General features: G+C 60.3%; 10 protein-coding genes. 1 reads left to right on the top strand and 9 read right to left on the bottom strand.

Going from position 1 to position 18342, the window contains the following annotated elements:
- Window positions 1-56: 56 nt before the first annotated feature.
- A complete protein-coding gene (locus IT444_00460; protein MCC7191225.1) occupies window positions 57-1346 on the top strand; it encodes an NPCBM/NEW2 domain-containing protein in 1290 nt (429 codons plus the stop codon).
- Window positions 1347-1389: 43 nt separating this feature from the next.
- Here IT444_00460 and sucB read toward each other — a convergent pair whose 3' ends face one another.
- From sucB to IT444_00415, 9 genes are all read right to left on the bottom strand, one after another.
- A complete protein-coding gene (gene sucB / locus IT444_00455) occupies window positions 1390-2505 on the bottom strand; it encodes a dihydrolipoyllysine-residue succinyltransferase (GenBank protein ID MCC7191224.1) in 1116 nt (371 codons plus the stop codon).
- 112 nt (window positions 2506-2617) lie between these two features.
- Window positions 2618-5464: a 2-oxoglutarate dehydrogenase E1 component gene (locus IT444_00450; protein ID MCC7191223.1), complete on the bottom strand. Its 2847-nt coding sequence runs from the start codon at window positions 5462-5464 to the stop codon at window positions 2618-2620.
- A gap of 146 nt (window positions 5465-5610) precedes the next feature.
- Window positions 5611-7860, bottom strand: a complete 2250-nt coding sequence (locus tag IT444_00445) for a VWA domain-containing protein (protein ID MCC7191222.1) — start codon at window positions 7858-7860, stop codon at window positions 5611-5613.
- A 12-nt stretch (window positions 7861-7872) separates the two neighbouring features.
- Entirely contained in the window at window positions 7873-10071 is a 2199-nt protein-coding gene (locus IT444_00440; protein ID MCC7191221.1) for a BatA domain-containing protein, read from the bottom strand.
- An 88-nt stretch (window positions 10072-10159) separates the two neighbouring features.
- Complete coding sequence (locus tag IT444_00435; GenBank protein MCC7191220.1) at window positions 10160-11176, bottom strand: DUF58 domain-containing protein; 1017 nt, start codon at window positions 11174-11176, stop codon at window positions 10160-10162.
- 55 nt (window positions 11177-11231) lie between these two features.
- Entirely contained in the window at window positions 11232-12272 is a 1041-nt protein-coding gene (locus IT444_00430; protein ID MCC7191219.1) for a MoxR family ATPase, read from the bottom strand.
- A 68-nt stretch (window positions 12273-12340) separates the two neighbouring features.
- Window positions 12341-13963 carry a DUF4159 domain-containing protein gene (locus IT444_00425; GenBank protein MCC7191218.1) on the bottom strand — a complete coding sequence of 541 codons (1623 nt, stop codon included), beginning with the start codon at window positions 13961-13963 and terminating at the stop codon, window positions 12341-12343.
- Window positions 13960-15555, bottom strand: a complete 1596-nt coding sequence (locus IT444_00420) for a right-handed parallel beta-helix repeat-containing protein (protein MCC7191217.1) — start codon at window positions 15553-15555, stop codon at window positions 13960-13962. Before IT444_00420 ends, IT444_00425 begins: the two co-directional genes overlap by 4 nt.
- Window positions 15555-18314 carry a PKD domain-containing protein gene (locus IT444_00415; GenBank protein MCC7191216.1) on the bottom strand — a complete coding sequence of 920 codons (2760 nt, stop codon included), beginning with the start codon at window positions 18312-18314 and terminating at the stop codon, window positions 15555-15557. Before IT444_00415 ends, IT444_00420 begins: the two co-directional genes overlap by 1 nt.
- Between the last annotated feature and the right edge of the window lie 28 nt (window positions 18315-18342).

Below are 18342 nucleotides of genomic sequence, written 5' to 3'. Positions count from 1 at the left end.
CTATATTTTCCATGCCGCCATCAGCCTCTCCAACATTTCTCTCGGGGAATATTTCCGTGTTACAGCGAATAAAGTTACTGGCCGTCCTGTTCATGCTGGTTGTCGGATCAGTCGCTCAAGGCGTCACGGTGCGCACCATTGATGGAAAGGATTTCAGCGGTCAGCTTGTCTCTCTCGATGCCGGCACGCTGACCGTTGCTGTCCGAGACGGCAATAAGGAAAAGCGTCAGAGCGTCCGGCTGGATGAAATCGTATCGATCGACATGGCGGGATTTGTTCCCGTCAACCCCGCTGTGGTCGAACCGTCGAGTACGACACAGCCCGGCTCACCATCCACTACACAACCGGCGGCTGGCCGCCCCGCAGATGCGATCTCGTGGCGACTCGTGCTCCTGTGCGGCGATCAGCTTACCGGCTTCATTGATGGCTGGTCCGCTACGACGATCACGCTTTCCAGTTCAGATTTGGGAAAACCAATCCCGATTCCACTTCAAGACGTGAAGGAGATATGGCAAGCCGGCTCATTACGCGATGATGTTCCAGAATCGGTGGCACTCAATGGCGGTCTTGAAGATATCGCTCTGGTCAAATCTCATTCTGATGACCGCATCCAGGGTGTGCGGGGCACGGTGGTGGGCTTGACCAACGATGCCCTGATCTTCCGCTACGGCGGCGAGGAACGACAGATTGATCCGGCAAGGCTTGTTGGAATCGTACTCGCAACGCACCAATACACGCCGTCCGACAAGCTCCAGATGAGCTTCACGCTTGTTTCAGGCGACATGATTTCCGGCGAATGGACAAGCCTGAAGAATGATGCCGCGGCTGTCAGGACCATTTGGGCAGCTGACGTGCTCCTGCCGCTGGCGCGGGTGTCAAAGATCAACGTCATCAACGGTCGATTGACGTACCTGTCAGAGCTGACGCCGATCAAGGTCGAGCAGGTTCCCTACTTCGACCGGATTTTGCCCTATCGCATCGACTCATCACTGCGGGGCGGTAAAGGGCTGACTTTGACGGACGGCACTTACGCCAAAGGTATCGCGATGCATTCCCGCAGTCTGCTGCACTATGACATCGGAGGAAAGTTTGAGTTTTTCCGCGCCAGGGTCGGCATGCTCCAGCCCGACGGCAAGCTTGGTCGAGCAGCGGTGCGTGTCCTTGGTGACGGCAAACCGCTCTATGAAAACCCTGACCTGCGCGGCGATCAGAAGCCCGTTGACCTCGGAGTAAACCTCACGGGCGTCCGCCGTCTCACGCTGGAGGTTGATTACGGACACGGCCAGGATGTCGGCGATCAGGTCGGCTGGGCGGACGTAAAGCTGCTGCGCCCTGCGATGAAATGATCTGCTCAATTCCCCGCTTGGTGCTGTTCGGTCGCACGGTCATTCACACTTCCACCAGCATCCGCGCAGGCTCCTCGATCACTTCTTTGATACTCTTGAGGAACGTCACCGCCTCACGGCCGTCAATTACGCGGTGGTCATAGGTCAGCGCCATGTACATCATCGGGCGGATCACGACCTGTTTATCTTTGGCGATGGGACGATCCTGAATCGCATGCAGGCCGAGGATGCCGCTTTGCGGAGGATTGACGATCGGTGTCGAGAGCAGTGACCCGTACACGCCGCCGTTGCTGATGGTGAAGGTGCCGCCCTGAAGCTCCTCGAGCGCGATTTTGTTTTCCTTGGCGCGGGCGGCGAACTCGGCGATGGATTTTTCGATTTCCGCAAAGCTCATGCGCTCTGCGCGGCGGAGCACGGGGACGACCAGCCCCTTGCCCCCGCCGATGGCGATGCCGATGTCGTAGTGATTTTTGTAGATCACATCCGTGCCGCGGATTTCGGAGTTGACTTGCGGGACTAGTTTCAGCGCATGGATTGCCGCCTTGACGAAGAACGACATGAAGCCGAGCTTCACCTGATGCGCCGCCTGAAATGCTTCCTGGAGCTGTGCCCTCAGTGCCATGACAGCCGACATATCGACTTCGTTGAAGGTGGTCAGCAACGCGGCGCTGTGCTGCGCTTCGACGAGCCGCTCAGCGATGCGGCGGCGCAGCGGCGTCATCGGAATGATTTCTTCATCCCCGGCGGGCGGTGTGCGCTCGACGGCGACTTGCGGTTTGATGGGTGCTGCGGTTGTTGGCGCTGCAGCGGCGGGCTTAACCGGCGCGGAGGGAGGCGCTTCCTTCGCCGTCGGCGCAGGTTTTGTCGGTGACGGTGCAGGTACGGATTTCGGCGGTGCTTGTGCGGGTGTGGATGCGGAGCCGTTGGCGTCGAGCATGCCGATGACATCACCCACCGCAGCCGCCTCGCCGGTCTTTTTGATGATTTTGCCGATGGTTCCAGCGACGGGCGCGGGCAGCTCAACGGTGACCTTGTCGGTCTCAATCTCAACAATCGTCTCGTCTTTGGCGACGCTGTCGCCTTCGGACTTATGCCAGCGTCCGATCTGTACCTCGGTAATCGATTCGCCGACAGTCGGCACTTTCAGCTCAAGAGCCATGAACTTTCCTTCCGTGCTTGTCTCGTATCAGGATACCCCTTTGAGTCCGCGACTCAACGAGGCAGTGAGTTCGCGGCACAGTGAAACCGCCTGACCCGTGCCGCACGGGTGGTTATCCCAGTGCTTCCTTCAAAATCGCTTCCTGCTCGATCTTGTGCTGGTTGCTCGATCCCGTCGCCGGGCTGGCAGACGGCGGGCGATAAATACCCGTAAACGGCAGCTTGTCGAACAGTTTGTCACCAAACTCGAAATGGAAAAACCGCCACGCTCCGTGGTTTCGGCCTTCCTCCTGTACCCAGATCGCTCGATCAGCGTTGGAGTAACGCTTCACGATCGCTCGAAGCTCCGCTTCCGGTACGGGATAATACTGCTCAACTCGCACGATGGCGGTGTCCGTCCGCGCGATCTCATCACGTCGCTTTTTCAACTCGTAAAAAATCTTGCCCGAACAGAGCAGAATCTGTTTGACCTTGCCGGGTTCACTGATCTGGGCATCGTCGATCACTCGCTGGAAGGTTCCGGACTCGAAATCATCCAGCGGCGAGACGACCTCAGGATGTCGCAGCAGACTCTTGGGTGACATGACAATCAGCGGTTTGCGCCACGGCCTGAGTACCTGCCTTCGCAACAGGTGAAAATACTGTGCGGGAGTGGTCGCGTTGCAGACCTGAATGTTGTCCTCGCTCGCTAGTGCCAGAAAGCGTTCGAGTCTGGCGCTGGAGTGCTCCGGGCCTTGACCTTCAAAGCCATGCGGCAGGAGCAGGACCAGTCCGCTCAGACGACGCCATTTCTGTTCCGCGCTGACGATGAATTGATCGACGATGACCTGTGCCGCGTTGATGAAGTCTCCGAATTGTGCTTCCCATATCACCAGTGCGCTTGGGAAATCGAGGCTGTAGCCGTACTCGAATCCCAGCACGCCTGCCTCGGAGAGCGGGCTGTTGTAAATCTCGACCTGGGCCTGATCGGGCGTCAGGTGCTGAAGCGGCATGTGGCGGTGACCGTCCTCCACGTCGTGCAGCACGGCGTGGCGGTGGCTGAATGTGCCGCGCTCGCAGTCCTGCCCCGTCATCCGCACCCGTACTCCATCGGTCGCCAGTGACGCCATCGCCAGTGCCTCACCAGCGGACCAGTCGATGGGTCGAACACCCGCAGCCATGTCACGCCGCCCCTTGATGAACCGCGCCAGCTTTGGATGAAGAATGAAATCTTCCGGAAGCTCCGCGAGCTTTTCGAGTAACTGTGTCAACCGGGCACGCGGCACGCCTGTCGGCACGTCCGCCACCTCTTTCTCTCGCCCGCCTCGATACCCGATCCAGATGCGCGATCGATCGCTTGGCTCACCGGCTCCTTCCTCCGGTTCACGCGCTTCAGCCAGCTCCCGCTCAAGTGCCTCGTGACGATCGGCGGCGATGCGATCCGCTTCCTGTCGCGTCACGCCGCCCAGCTTCAGGAGATGTTCGAGATATCCCTCGCGCGTGTTTTTACGCAGATCCATGGCCGCATACATCAACGGCTGTGTGAAGCTCGGCTCGTCGCCTTCGTTATGCCCACGGCGGCGGAAGCAGTACATGTCGATTACCACGTCACGCTTGAACACTTTGCGGAAATCCATCGCCAGCCGCACCACCTGCGCCACAGCCTCGCAGTCCTCGCCGTTGACGTGGAAGATCGGGCTTTGGAGCATCTTGGCGATGTCCGTCGCGTAAGTGCTGGAGCGTGCCTGTTCGGGAGGTGTGGTGAACCCGACCTGGTTGTTGACGATCACGTGCAGCGTGCCGCCGGTGCTGTAGGGGTCAAGCTCGCTGAGATTAAGCGTCTCCTGCACGACACCTTCACCGGCAAACGCCGCGTCGCCGTGAATCAGCAGCGTCATGCCCTTCACGCGGTCGCAGTCGCCAACGCGATCCATTTTGGCGCGCATACGGCCCAGTGCCACGGAGTTTACATATTCGAGGTGGCTGGGATTGAACGCCAGAGAAAGATGAATCTTGTGACCGGTTTGCGTGGTCCAGTCGGTGCTGTAGCCCAGATGATATTTCACGTCGCCGCGTGGGGGCTGATTGCCGCTGGTGGCGTCCTGAAACTCCCGGAAGATCATCTCCGGGCTTTTGCCCATGATATTCGCCAGCACATTCAGGCGGCCGCGGTGCGCCATGCCCAGCACGATCTCATCGATCTGCTGTTCCCCCGCCTTTTCGATGGCCAGATCGAGCAGGGGAATCAAGCTCTCGCCTCCTTCGAGGCTGAAACTCTTGGCCCCGACAAATTTTTTCTGGATGAACTCCTCGAAGATCACCGCATCAGTCAGGCGGGTGAGAATGCGCAGCTGCTCCTTGCGTGTCAGCTCGATGCGGTTTTCCGTGCCCTCCATCCGATTTTGCAGCCACTGCCGGACCTCCTCATCGTCGATGTGCATGAACTGCGCACCGATCGATCGGCAGTAGGTGTTTTTCAATCGCTGGAGCAGGGCACGCAGCGTCTGCACATCCGCTCCGCCGAGGGTGACGGTGGAGAATGTCCTGTCGAGGTCTTCCTCCGTGAGTTTGACATAGCGGTAGTCAAGCTCAGGCATGTCGGGACGCGGGATACCCAGCGGGTCGATCTGTGCGATCATGTGGCCGCGGACGCGGTAGTGGCGGACGAGTTGATCGACGCGATCCTGAAGGTATTGCGCAGCAGCAGCGGGAACAGCAGGGGCCGACGTGGAGCCGGCTGGGCCGTGGCCATTCGCCCCGGTCGGATTAAACAGGCTCGCGGGACGCATTGATGGCCGCACCCGCATCGACCGACCATTCGCCGGGGTGATCTGAACGAAATACCTTCGCCAATCTTCAGGAACCGATGACGGGTCGCGGAGGAAGTCTTCATACAGCCCCTCGGCAAACGGAAGGCTCAGAATGTCGGTTCCGTTGGCTCCGGGTATGGACGGTTCAGAGGCAGGGTTGGAATTACTCATGGCGGGATGCCTGATTAAATCGCTTGTCGTTATGAGAATGATATCGACGACAGCGTCAGACTTCCGCTTCATGGCGGGAAATGGCTGTTATTCCCGTAAATCTCCAGCCTTTTAGTGTCTCGTGAACTTCGCGATGGATGTGTCGGTCAAACATACCCGCGCAGCAGACGCAGCAACCAGTCCGTTCCCAGCAGCAGGCACAGCACGACCAGCAGCGTGAAGTTGTTCCATAGATCCCAGTCGTGCCGCTTATCGAGTGTGACACGATCCGTGGTAACGGAAGTCGGCCAGGTTTTCGCATCGTCGAGGTTGATCGCCTTTCCGCCGGTGGCGGAGGCGATGCGGGCGAGATTAGCAGCGTCCACATCCGTGCCGGACGCTTCGCCTCGCGGCTCTTCGATGTCGATGGGGGTGACCACTTCCGCCAGCAGTTTGCCTTCGCTGTTTACGGATGCGGTGATTTTATGCCGTCCGGCCATCGTGCTCTCAAACTCGGTGCTGTAGCTGTTAGGTTTCGTCGGGTCCGCAGCCAGTGCCAGCGGGATCTGTTTATCGTTGGGTAGCGTGACCGTCGCGGTCAGCACGGGCTGGGTGATCGGTCGGTCGGACTTGATCTGGGCGTGCAGCACGACGCGCTTGCCTGCCTCGTAACGGGTGCGCTCCGCCTGGACGTAAAGGTTCACCGCGCCGGTGGACGGACGGATCGGAGCCAGTGCCCGCAGCGCCTGCTGCCAGAATGCCTTGTACGGCGTCACGCCGTGCTCGTCCTGCTGGCCGAACATCTGCCATTTCCAAAGCGTATCCGTGCCGATGAAGAGCACCCGTCCCTTACCGACGGTGTGTTCCGCCATCACGATGATGTTGCCGTAGTTGTTGCCTTGGCGTGTCGCTTCGAGCAGGATCGTCGCCGCCGGCCGCTTTCGCAGCGGTGGGTAGATCCGGTCAAGCGCAGGCAGACTGCCAACCTGATTGAAAAAGAACGGCGACGCTGCACCCTCACGGCTCTTGCGAATCTCGATAGGCCCTTCGACCGGAAGTGCTGACTCGCGGGTCAACTCGACCGGCAGCAGCGATGCGATCTCCGGCGTCTCCGCCACCGCGGCCAGTGACGGTCCTGCGATGAGGACCAGCGACTTGCCCTCTTCAGCGACGAGGTGATGAATCGCCGGCGCCAGCGAGCGCGGCCAGCGCTTCGGGTTGACATCACCCAGCACGATCGTGTCGTACCACTCGATTTCCGACTTACTCTGCGGGAAGCCGCCTAGCTGCACCTTGCGGTCAGGTTCGCCGAACTGAACCCATCGTCCAGGTCCGCGCGAAAGCATCGCTGTCATTGAGAAGCTGGGATCGTCTTCGAGTACCTGACGCAGGAATTTGAACGCCCATCGCCAGGTCTCCTCGATAAACAGCACCTCTGTTTTCGTGTCGAGCACGCCGACGCTGAGTTTGTAAGGTTTGGCGGCATCCGCAGCGGGGGCGGCAGCACCGGAGAGGTGAATCTCATATGGCCGCAGTCCAACCTCCGTCGGCTGGTCGGTGATGATGACCTGCTTTTCGTTTTCTCCCTGCTTGAAAACCACTTCCTGAGAGAGCACCGGCTTGTTGTCATCGAGCAGTTCGACAGTCACCGGACCTGAGGGTGTGCCATCGGCCCGCAAGGTGATGACGAATTGTGCTTCTGATCCCAGCAGCACACGGCGCGGACTCTGCACGCTGGAGATGACGACACGGCTGGCGGATTGACCGGCGATGGAAGGCTTGGGCGCGAGCGTGTCGATCGTGACACCCAGTCGGCGCGCTGCATCGACGACATCATCCGTTCCCAGATCGTTGCCGTCGCTGATGAGCACCACGCGAGCGGACGCATTTTTCCCGGCGGTAGTCGTCTGACCATCAGCCTGACGCTGATAGTCCCATGCCGTCGTCAAGCTGTCGGAGAATCGCGTGGTGTCGCCCACCGCTTTGAGTGTCGCCAGATCAGCTGACTCGATCGGGTAAGCCGTGCGGTCGAAGGCAAACCAGTGAATGTTGTATTGCTTCTGGAGATCCGCCATCAGACTGCTCGACCGCAGGTCAGAGAGAGTGTCGGCGAGCCGGGTCTGGCCGGAGCTGGTCTTGTTGTTCATGCTCATCGACGTATCGACCATCAGGACCAGGTCCGGCAATTGCCGGATGTCACGATGAAAGGAAATCGTCGGCTGGAGCAGGCAGACCACGAAGACGATCACGATCGCCACGCGCAACACGCCGAGGATGGCGACCCATCGGGAGGGAACCTTTTTCCGCAGTAGCAACAGCGAGCCTTGCGCCAAGAGCAGCAGCAGCAGCGCGCCGACCGCCAGAACGGCCCAGACGGGTAGGAGAGGCACGACGTTGAGGGAGAATTGGTGCGGCATGGAAGCTATCAGTTACGCCACTTTCTCGGCGGTGCGGACGGTGAAGATGCCTTGTCGCGGCACCATGGATTCGGCGACGGCGGGGTTGACCTTCGGACAGAGCCAATGCACGAAAAACATTTCCGCCAGCAGTAAGATCGCGCCCAGTGCCAGCAACCACGGCCAAAGCTCGTAGCGTGATTGTGTGGCGACCGCCTTCTGCGCGATCTCTGCCGTTGCCATGTCCAGCGGTACCGGATCCCACCACTTGCGGAGTGTGTCGGTCTCCGTCGGCGTCAGCACGCTGTCACCTCGGCCGGTCTGTACGACAAAGGCGAACGTCGCCAACCCTCCGGGACCGCCTGCGCTTGCCTGTGTGGTCTGCTCAACGCGGTAAACACCCGGCTCGGTGAGATTGTCGAGTCGCATCACGGTGCGGCCGGCCTCCTCCCGCAACGCGGGGGTGAGCTTCTTGCCGGTGGGACTGGTGACCGTCACGGTGCCTTCGTCCGATCGGTTTGCCAGCGGCAGAGCCACCGTGTCACCCACGTCAAAGCTCCGCCGGAGCGTCGCACCGCTCAGGTGAGTCAATAGACGATCCATCAAGGGAACGAAACTCTTTTTGCGGGGAAGGTTGCTCCAGACATCGTTGGCGGTGGTGTTGAACAGCACGACGCGGCCGATACCGAGCGCTCGCTCGATGATCGCAGGTGTTTGGGAATTGATCCGAGCCAGCACCTGGCTGTCTCTAGGCTCGCCTTCAAACTCGAAATGCCCCTGGAACTGGACCTGCGGCAGATCGCCAAACACCGGGTCATAAATCGGTGCCAGCAGCGGATGCGACCATTCGATGTTCGTGATCGGATCGAGCCTGTCTCCGTCGGTTGGTTTTTTCAGTGCAACGGGGAGCAGACAATCGGAAGGCGTCGCGGGATTCCAGAGCCGAGTGTTGTAGAAGTTCTGCTGAATTTCCGGCCCCAGGAAGATCGCCAGACCTCCTCCGGTCTTCACGCGCGTCTCCAGTGCCTTGACGACGTTGTCCGGCACTTCGGGAACTTCCGCAAAAATCACCGCATCGGCATCGACGATATCAGCGGGCTGCACCGACGTGTGCGTCCGCATCACCAGTTGAAGCGCGCGGCCGTTTTTCGCCAGCGCTTCGAGTGCCTTGGCGATATACAGCCCCGGCCGCAGAGATTCGGTCTGTGATGATTCTGCTTCGACCAGGAGCACCTTGACCTGTGCATGGGAATCCAGATTGAGGAAAAAGTCGTCGTCGCTGGGTAAGGCGTCGGGCGGATCGAGCGAGATACGAGCGACCTTGCCGGTCAGGCTGTAGCCTGCGGGTAATTCGATGTCCGCCTGCACCAGACCCCGCGGTTGAACTTTCACTTTAGTTGAAAGCTCCGCAAGTCCCGCCAGACCGGTGAGCTTGACGGTGCGTTCCTGCGAAGCGTCCCCCACGCCGCCGACTTTCACGCGGATCAGCCGTCGTCCTTCGCCGATGGGGATCAGCTCAGCGTCGGCGATCCATGCGTTCTGCGCCGCGTTGACGCCGACATCGATGACCTTCACCTTCACCTGGGCGTCGAGATCCTTGAGAAAGCCCGCGATTTCACCCTGACGCCACGCCCGCTGATGGTTGTCAGTGATGAAGTAGATTTCACCGGTGGTACCCGGCCGCCGCCGAGCGAGCATCGGACGGATGACCTGGAGCGACGAGGTCAGATCGGTATCGCTGCTGGTCGCTTCTGCCGCCTTGAGCGCCGCGAGATAAATCTGCGGGTCGCGTGCCAGCGGCCCCAGTGAGCGGGTTGACGTGCCCGTCAGCAGCACGGTCGTGCGGTCGCCCGCCATGCCGCTGGTCACCAGATCAACCGCGATTTTCTTTCCCAGATCAATCGGGCTTTCACGTCCCGTCGGCTGGTAGCTCATGCTCCGACTGACATCGAGGACGATGAATCGTTCAGTCAGCCCGGTCGAGCCGCGCGGAGCGAGCATCGGCTTAGCCAGCGCAAGCACCAGCAGCAGAATAAACGCAGCACGGAGCAGAAAGAGCAACACCTGATGCCACTTGATGCGTCGGGCGAGTTTCTGCTGCGTCAGATGCAGCCAGCGCAGACTGGAAAACGGCGTCTGCCGCACTTTGCGCGGCTTGAACAGGTGAATCAAAATCGGGATGGCGAGCAGGGCCGCGCCGAACAATGCCAGCGGCGCCAGGAGAGTAATCATGGATTCACCTCCGCGCGCATCGGCACTCGAAGGTGTGAGGCGGAGCGATGAAAACCGCTCCGGCCCGGATCTGTTGATTCAAAAACCATTACTTCCTCGTCCTTGCCCGGCGTTTCAAGTATGCCGACAGCGCGTGGTCATAAGGCATGCGGGTATTGATCAGTTGGTAATCGATGCCGACCTCGGTCAGTCCCTTGCGGTAGAAGTCGCACACTTCGTTCATCCGCTGGAGATAGGTCGCACGCACGGCTGAGGGGTCGATCTCCAACTCCTCGCCGGTTTCCATGTCCTTGAAAAGCGTCGCACCATCAAAGGTGAACTCCAGCTCTGCCGCGTCCTGCACATGAAATACGATCACATCATGCTTATGGCTTGCAAGCAGACGGATCGAGCGGAGCGTCGTCTCCGGGTCGTCGATGAGATCGCTGATGACGACGACCAGCCCGCGTCGTTTGAGGTTTCGCGTGATGGCCCGGAGGCTGGAGGCGACATCGGTATCACCAGACGGCGGGTTGTTGATCATCACCTGCATCATTTGCCGCAGGTGTACGGTCTTGGCGCGGGCGGGAACCATGATGCCGGGCTTGGCGCCGAACAGTGCAAGCCCCGCTGCGTCCTGCTGCTTGATGATGAGGTATGCCAGACAGGTCGCCAGAAAGCAGGAGTAATCCCACTTGGTGATTTTGCCCGTGCCGAAGGCCATCGACGCCGAGCGGTCGAGCAGGATATAGCAACGGAGATTGGTTTCTTCCTCGTAACGCTTGATGTAGTAGTGGTCGGTCCGCGCGAATAGGTGCCAGTCGATGTATTTGAGGTCATCGCCCGGCACATACTCACGGTGGTCGGCGAACTCGACGGAAAATCCGTGAAACGGGCTTTTATGCAGACCATTGATGAATCCCTCGACAACCAGCTTTGCCAGCAGCGGCGAAATGCCGACCTTCGAGAGGATCGACGGATCGAGATAGCGATTCGGATCACCGCCCTGCATCACTTCCGTGATCACCTGCGTCTGGCCGGTATCGGTCAGCGCGCGGCGCAGCTTCTGGATGATCGAGCGCATCAGGCTCGTGGGCGGCCGAGTTGGGGTTGGAGCTGCGGTCATGGTTTATCGCCTGAGGGAGTCTCGCACGGACCTGCGGAGCCTCGCGTGTGGTCGATTACTTTGTGCTCCGCTCAGGCACTTCCTTGAGCAGTCGGGTCACGATCGCGTCCGTGCTGATGCCCTCAGCCTCGGCGACGAAGCTCGCCGAGATGCGGTGACGCAACACGGGCAACGCCAGGTGCTGAATGTCCTGCACCGACACGTTCACCCGGCCGTTCAATGCGGCATAGGTCTTGGCGCAGAGGATCAATGCCTGGCTGGCACGGGGGCCGGCTCCCCAGCCGACCTGTTCCTTGACGAATGCAGGAACCCCCGGCTCATTGGGGCGAGTTGCGCGGACCAGATCCACCGCGTAGCCGGTCACATGCTTGCTCACCGGGATGCTGCGCACCAGTTTCTGATAGCGCAGCAGACTGTCGCGGTCGCAGTAGGCTTTAAGCTCCGGCACTTCGTTGGTCGTGGTGCGATCCACGATGGCTTCCTCATCCTCCATCGTGGGGTACTTGATGAAGGTGTTGAGAAGGAAGCGGTCTTTCTGCGCCTCAGGCAGCGGGTAGGTGCCTTCCTGATCGATCGGGTTCTGGGTCGCCAGGACGAAGAACGGTGCCGCCAGCCGGTACGTCTTGCCGCCGGAGGTCACTTCCTTTTCCTGCATGGCCTGGAGGAGCGCCGCCTGAGTCTTGGGAGGCGTGCGGTTGATTTCGTCAGCCAGCACGATGTTGGTGAAGATCGGGCCTGCGACGAAGACCGTCACGCGCTTGCCGGTCGTGTGGTCGTCCTCGATGACGTTGGTCCCCACGATGTCGCTGGGCATCAGGTCGGGTGTGAACTGGATCCGCTTGAAATCCAGCGACAGCAGCCGCGCCAGCGTGTTGATCATGAGCGTCTTGGCAAGCCCCGGCACACCTTCGAGCAGATTGTGGCCGCCGGCGAAGACGGTGATGAGCAGTTCCTCAAGCACCTCACGCTGGCCGACGATCACTTTGGAAAACTCGCTCAGCATCCCGCGGTGGAGCTGGCTCAGCGCAGCGATCTGCTTTTCGATGTCCTGCGGTGCGGCGTGGGTCACGGTAGGGGGATTGGCAGCGGTAGTCATGGTGTTTCCTGTGGAGCGCGGGATGGACCCGGTGCTTTGGTGATCCTTGTCAGGGAAGTTCTTCCGTTTCAGTGGCTCAGCACATACGTCACGAGATTGATCGCGATGCGCATCGCGTCATCGTTGGTCACGCCTTTCGAGTAGGCGTTGGACTCGCGGTTCACACCGCTCATGAGGTCATAGGGCGTGTAGATCACCGCCAGGCGATCATCAATAAACAGCCCGTAAAACTCTGGATATTCCAGCAGCGGGTTGTCCTTCCGCGCCGCTTCGGTGTACACGATCCGGTCCAGCGATGCCCAACCGCCGGTGAACAAGGCATGCGTCGGCGGGAGTTTGATGAGCTGGCTGTTGGGAAACGCTTTGCGAATCTCACGGCGAAACGCATTGTCAAACGGCTTGAGTCCCGCCGCGGCACTGGCGACCAGCACGCCGCCGCGCTGGAGATAATTCGTCAGCCCGGCTATCTCTGCGGGCGTAAACGAAAAATCGTAGTGCCCGGTCATAAAAACCATCGGAAAACTACCCAACTGCGGGTCGTCAAGCCCTATCGCATACGGCGCATAGTCCACGCCGATGCCCGTATTCTCGTTTAATCCCTGGAGCAGGCTGTTCTGGATAGCGGGGTTGTCGTCCCAGCTCCCGTTGTATTTGATCTGTGCCATGCGGAAGAGATCACCCGACCGGGTCCGGCCGTTGTAGATCGGGAAATCCTGGGAGAGGAATCTGCCGTACTCGGTCCCGCCGAGCACATAGGCGATGAGATTGACACCCAGACGGATCGCACCTTCACCGACGTAATGCTTGCCGGCGGGGTTGTAGGTATCACCCGCCCAAGCGGCACCCATCCCGGTAGGTACGAGGATCGCCGCCGCCCGCGTGCCGATGTCGATGGAATAAAGCTCCGGCGGCAGCATCGCCTGCGTGCCGTTAATCAACGTCATCAGTTGCTGAATGCGATACCGTGCGTTGAATACCGGGTGGTCAGGCGGCAGCTTCATGAACTTCTTTTGCGGAAAGACCTTTCGCATCTCGCGCACTACGGAGTTGGAAAACTCATCACGACCACGCGCCGCGTTGAAGATGATCGTTCCTCCGCCGGTGAGAAACTTGCGCAGATTTTCGACTTCGGCGGGCGACAGCGCGAACTCATAATCCCCAGCCATGAACAGGATCGGAATATCAACCGGATCAAATCCCGGCGACGCCAGCGGTTTGACGTCGTATTGGTAATTGTTGCCGTCGGCCAGACGAGCGTTGGTGTAGCTGACGACGAGGTAATAAGCATCGTTCGGATAGCTCTTCCATTGCTCGAACTTCTGCACGGTGCCGTCCGGGTGGACGTACTCGAGCGTCTCGCCGTACTGGAGCTTGTACATGACGGTGAGATTGGGAGGCGGCGGGGGCGCGGTGACCTGAGTCTTTCGCTGCGCCGGGCCGTAGTCAGGCAGAATGCCCGTGTCCTCACCAGCACGCATTTCTTTCTGCGGCGGCTTGGCGGGCGGCGGCGGCTTGCTCTCCGCAGGCGGGAACGTCACCTTGCGCTGTGCCAGTGACGGACTTGTCATCACCCCGCACACCAGCAGGAACGCCAGCGCCATGACCATTACCCGATTGACAGGATTACCCGACTCCGAGCGCGCGTCACGCTGACCATATCCATGATGGGCTGTCGAAACGATCATTCTCATGGCAGGGTCACCTCCACCGTCGGCGTCGGATCGTCGGCCTTCGCACGGTACCAGTTTGCTTGCGGCGTGATGCTCTGAGTCGCCAGCACGACCGGCTTATCTTCGGGTTTGGCATCCGCCGGCAGCGGCAGAAAAACGCTCAGAGTGTACGCGGGGGCGGCGGTGGGTTTGCCGTCGGTACCGATCGTCCACGCACGCACGGTCAGCGGCATGTTGGATGCCGGCAGAGGCGTGATGTCCCGCGGACCAATGGGTGCCGGGGAATTGCGGACATTGGGGTCCACCGCGCCGGGGGCGAGCGGCTTCTCAGGCGTCGTGGTCTTAAGCTCGACCATCGGCTTGCGGCCGTTGAGATTCTTGACGCCCACCACAACGTAATTCATCGCCAGCACCCACGGGCCTTCCTTCGGCGGGTTGCCGGCGAGTTTGATCTGCTCAGGCTTGAGATCGCAGTTCATCAGCGTCAGCACACCGTTTGGCATATCGATCGGGATGCCGTCTTTCTGGAGATTGGTGACGGTGAGATTATTAATCTGGAGCGTGGCGCCTGAGATGTTGACCGCGGTTTTTGATCCATCAATGATCGAGTCCTCGATGACGCCGGTCATGGAGGTAACGATGATGCCGATGTCGCAGTTCTTGAAGGTATTGCCCTTGAGCATGCCGTTGGTGCCGTACCAATAGATGCCGTAGCCGCATTTTTCGATGGTGTTGTTGATGACCGCCGACTCATTCTGCGCCGAGCCGTTAATGCCGGTGGCGTATTTACCGTTGATATGGTTGCCGCGTACGTCCGCCAGCGGCGAGCCGTACACCGTGATCGCCGGGAAGCCCAGAGCAGCCTCGCCCGCATAGGCGAAGACGTTGTTGAGTATCGAGGGCGTATCGCATGCGTAGAGATAAATCGTGCCCTGTCCGGTGAAAAGACAGTCGGCAATGCTGATTTTTTCGTTGGGCTTGGCGCCGGTGTTATCGATCGAGGATGCGTTGATCTTGATGTCGGCGACAGCCGCACGCTGGAGATCCACCATCGCACCTGAGCCGGCCTGGACGATTCCTTGCGATCCCGCCAGTGCCGCGACCGAAGGCTTGCAGACCAGCGCCGCGTTTTTCCCTTCCCCGCCGGGCTTTCCGTACATCAGCAGCGAGCCGCCCTTGAGCAGCGTCAGTGAGAGCTTGTCCTGTTTGTCAGCAGCAAGTCGGAATTCCATCAGGTCGTTGCTTTGCGAGGCGTCGATCTTGATGGTGCCGTAGCTTTCAACCGGCCCGCCGACGACGAACACCCGCTTTCCTCCGCCGTTGTAGGTCAGTGCGCCGGACGGGTCGATGTAGAGTTCCTTGCAGGTCTGCTTGTCCGAGTCGTCACGGTCAAACTCGACGGTATCACCCGTGGAGATCACGACGGAGTCGTCGGGCGCGGGTACAGCCTTTTTGCGCCAGGTCGCCGCATCGCTCCAGAGTCCGCCGCCGGTGCCGTTGGAGTGAACCTCTGCCGCGGTGGCGACGCCGACCAGACAGAGCGACAGCGTCAGTGCCAGCGTCAACACGCCGGGCCTTGCGCCATCCGAGACAGGTCGTCGCTTACATCTCATCACCGGGTCTCCAGGAAGTTGGAGAGAGAATCGTATTGTCTGTCGGTCACGGGTGTGATGCTCACGTCATCGAACTCGAAAAGCCCCACGATCTGTCGGAGGCTGAACGCGAGCATGCCGTCCTGCGTGACGGGCGTTTTCATGAGATATCCGACGCGGCGCCATCCGCCGAAAGTCCGCTCGAAGCTGGGGTTGACCGATCCTCCGGTCGGATTGATATCACTGCCGGAGCCGTAGAGATAGAACAGGCCGTGCGGGTTGCTCAGGAGCGAACCCATGGATTCGCTGTACCAGAGTTCGACCCAGTAGTACGAGTTGCTCTGGAGATTGCGCAGACGGATGTTGCCGTCGGCAGTGACACGATACGTGGGAAATGCTTCGATGGCTGCGGTGTGGTTACCCAGCATGCCCGGTGCAGCGGAGATGATCGACCAGCCGCTCACCATCGTAAACGCTTCCTTCTGCTCCGGCTCAAAGCTCGCGTGGTATCCTTCGAAAAGAATGCTCGCCGGCTTGTCGCCCGCCTTGGTCGCCTTCTCCGCGGCGCGGAGGCGCGAGAGGCGTCCCTCGATGGTGCGTCGGTAGTCGCCCAGCTTTTGCTCCTCGTAAAACTTCTGGTACGACTCCTCGACCGTCGCCAGCCACTTGAGCGCGTCCTCGTAGTCCCCCATGCGGTAATAGCTGTCCGCGATGCCGTAGAGCGCCTTGTCGCGGAACCCCGCCCACTGCGTCAGCTTGATCAGCACTTCGTAATTCTGAATCGCTTCTTCGTAACGACCGCCCAGCCGATCTGCTTCCGCGCGGAGAAAGCGGTAAAGCCCTTCGAGCTTCTGCTCAGGGTACTTCAACTCGATCTCCTCGAGCATGCGTCGCGTCTGGCGGATGTCGCCGCTGCGGAGCTTCTGCTCCGCCACGCGGAGCATCGCTCCACGGGTGATCGCGTCGGTCTGTGCTGTGCTGGCAAAGCTCGCGCCACCCAGCGTGTTGGCCAGCCGGTAGAACTCGCCCGCTTTCACCAGGTCGCCGGCTTCAGTCATCAGGTCGCCCAGACGAATCGCGGCAATGCGGACCTCGGCAGTCTCGATCCGGCGGTTTTCGTCGATGATCGACCGGTAGAGCTTGCTGGCGTCGTTGGGTTCACGCAGGTAGTAGTGGTAAACACCCGCTGCCGCGAGTTTCAGCGTCACCTGAAGGCTCGGCGTCTTGGAAAACTCCTTCAACGCCGGCTCAAGCATCGCGATTGCTTCTTTACCCTTACCCATCCGCGCCATCGCCTCCATCAGCGTCGCGCGGGCGACGGCACGAAACTTGGGATCGATGTTCGTGCGGGTCAGGATTTGCCGCGAAACCTTTTCCAGCAGTGCCCATCGCTCCGGCTGCTCGCACTGGAGGAGAAAATCAAACATCTGGTTGATCTGCTGCGGCGAGAAGGCGGACCAGTTCACCGCCTCCAATGCGGTGATCGCACGCGAAAGCGACAGCGGGTTGGTGTCTCCCGGTGACGGCCAGACATAGACGCTGCGCTTATACGGCGCCACGCCCGGCGAGGTGAGCGTCACCGTGTAAAGACCGCTTTTGAAATAGGCGTGTCGAATCGATCGTCCGGTCCCCTTCGTGCCGTCGCCGAAGTCCCATGTCAGTTGCGCGGGGTTTTTGATCGTTCCACCCGCTTCAAATCGCTCAAGAAACAGCGTCATGCCGTTCGACGCGAGTGTGTCCTCCACACCGCTGCTGAAAATAGCGATCTGTGCTCCGGCTGCTTCCTCGACCGTCGCGACATTCGCCAGCAGCGGACGCGCGTAGGCATCCATTGGCACGAAAGCCCAGTTCTTCGCTCCGGGTGGTAACCAGAGCAATGCCAGGAAACCGTAAGTCTCCGGATTGTTCCCCATCACGTGATGCACTTCGAAGGGATGCACGCCCGCGGTGAGAGTCACCTCGGACCCCGTGCGCTCGATGGGAATCCGCCCCGTGATGCGTTTGTTGATACCCGGCCGCTGATAGACCATTGCGCCGTCAATGAAAAGGAACGACGCGTCTTCGGAGTTTGTGAGGAAGCGATAGTTGCCCGCGGTTTTGATGTAGAGATAGCCGCGGTACGACGCAGCGAATCGTCGCGGATCATCAGGCCGCGCGGGATTGCAGTTTTGGATGACCTCCGTCACCGGCGCGTTACCGATAACGTTTTCGCTCTTTTTGAGACCATCGACGACCATCGCCCAACTGTCGAGGCCCTCGCCGCTCCACTGGCGGTACTCCGCGATCACGCCTTCGGGCAGCGCGGGTCTGGTGTTGGCGGGGGCGGCGGGATTCGAGGCATAGGCCCAGTACCAGCGGTCATTACCCTTGCGGGGAAACTGGATGATCGTGTCGCCTGCCGGATCGTGTGAAAGGATGGAAACCGGCAGCACCTCGCCCGCAGCCGACTGCACCGCGATATCGCTGCCGTCAGGCTTGAGCCAGCCGGACGCAGGAATCCGCGCGATGACCGTCGCGGGAATCGGCGGTGTCGGCGGGTCCGCGGGGGTCGGATCATCCACGATCCGCAGCGCATAACGCACACGGTAGCCGGCGATCCACGCGGGGGCGGGTGTCGGCGGATCGCTGACCTGCGGCACACCAGTCGCCGGCGCCTGCGCTTCGGCCGGCGCGATACCCGTCAGCACCAGACACAACATCAGCAGGACCGCGCCCGTGCGCCAGAGCGCGCCTTGCGGGTTTCGTGTGCGGACGAAGGATTGATTCTTGACTGCGTTCATCAGCGTTTGTCGCTTACGGGTGTCCGTT

It is taken from the genome of Phycisphaeraceae bacterium, from assembly GCA_020851465.1.
GTDB lineage: Bacteria > Planctomycetota > Phycisphaerae > Phycisphaerales > Phycisphaeraceae > JADZCR01.
Note: the sequence above shows the minus strand (reverse complement) of the source record. Positions and strands in the feature narration are given on the sequence as shown.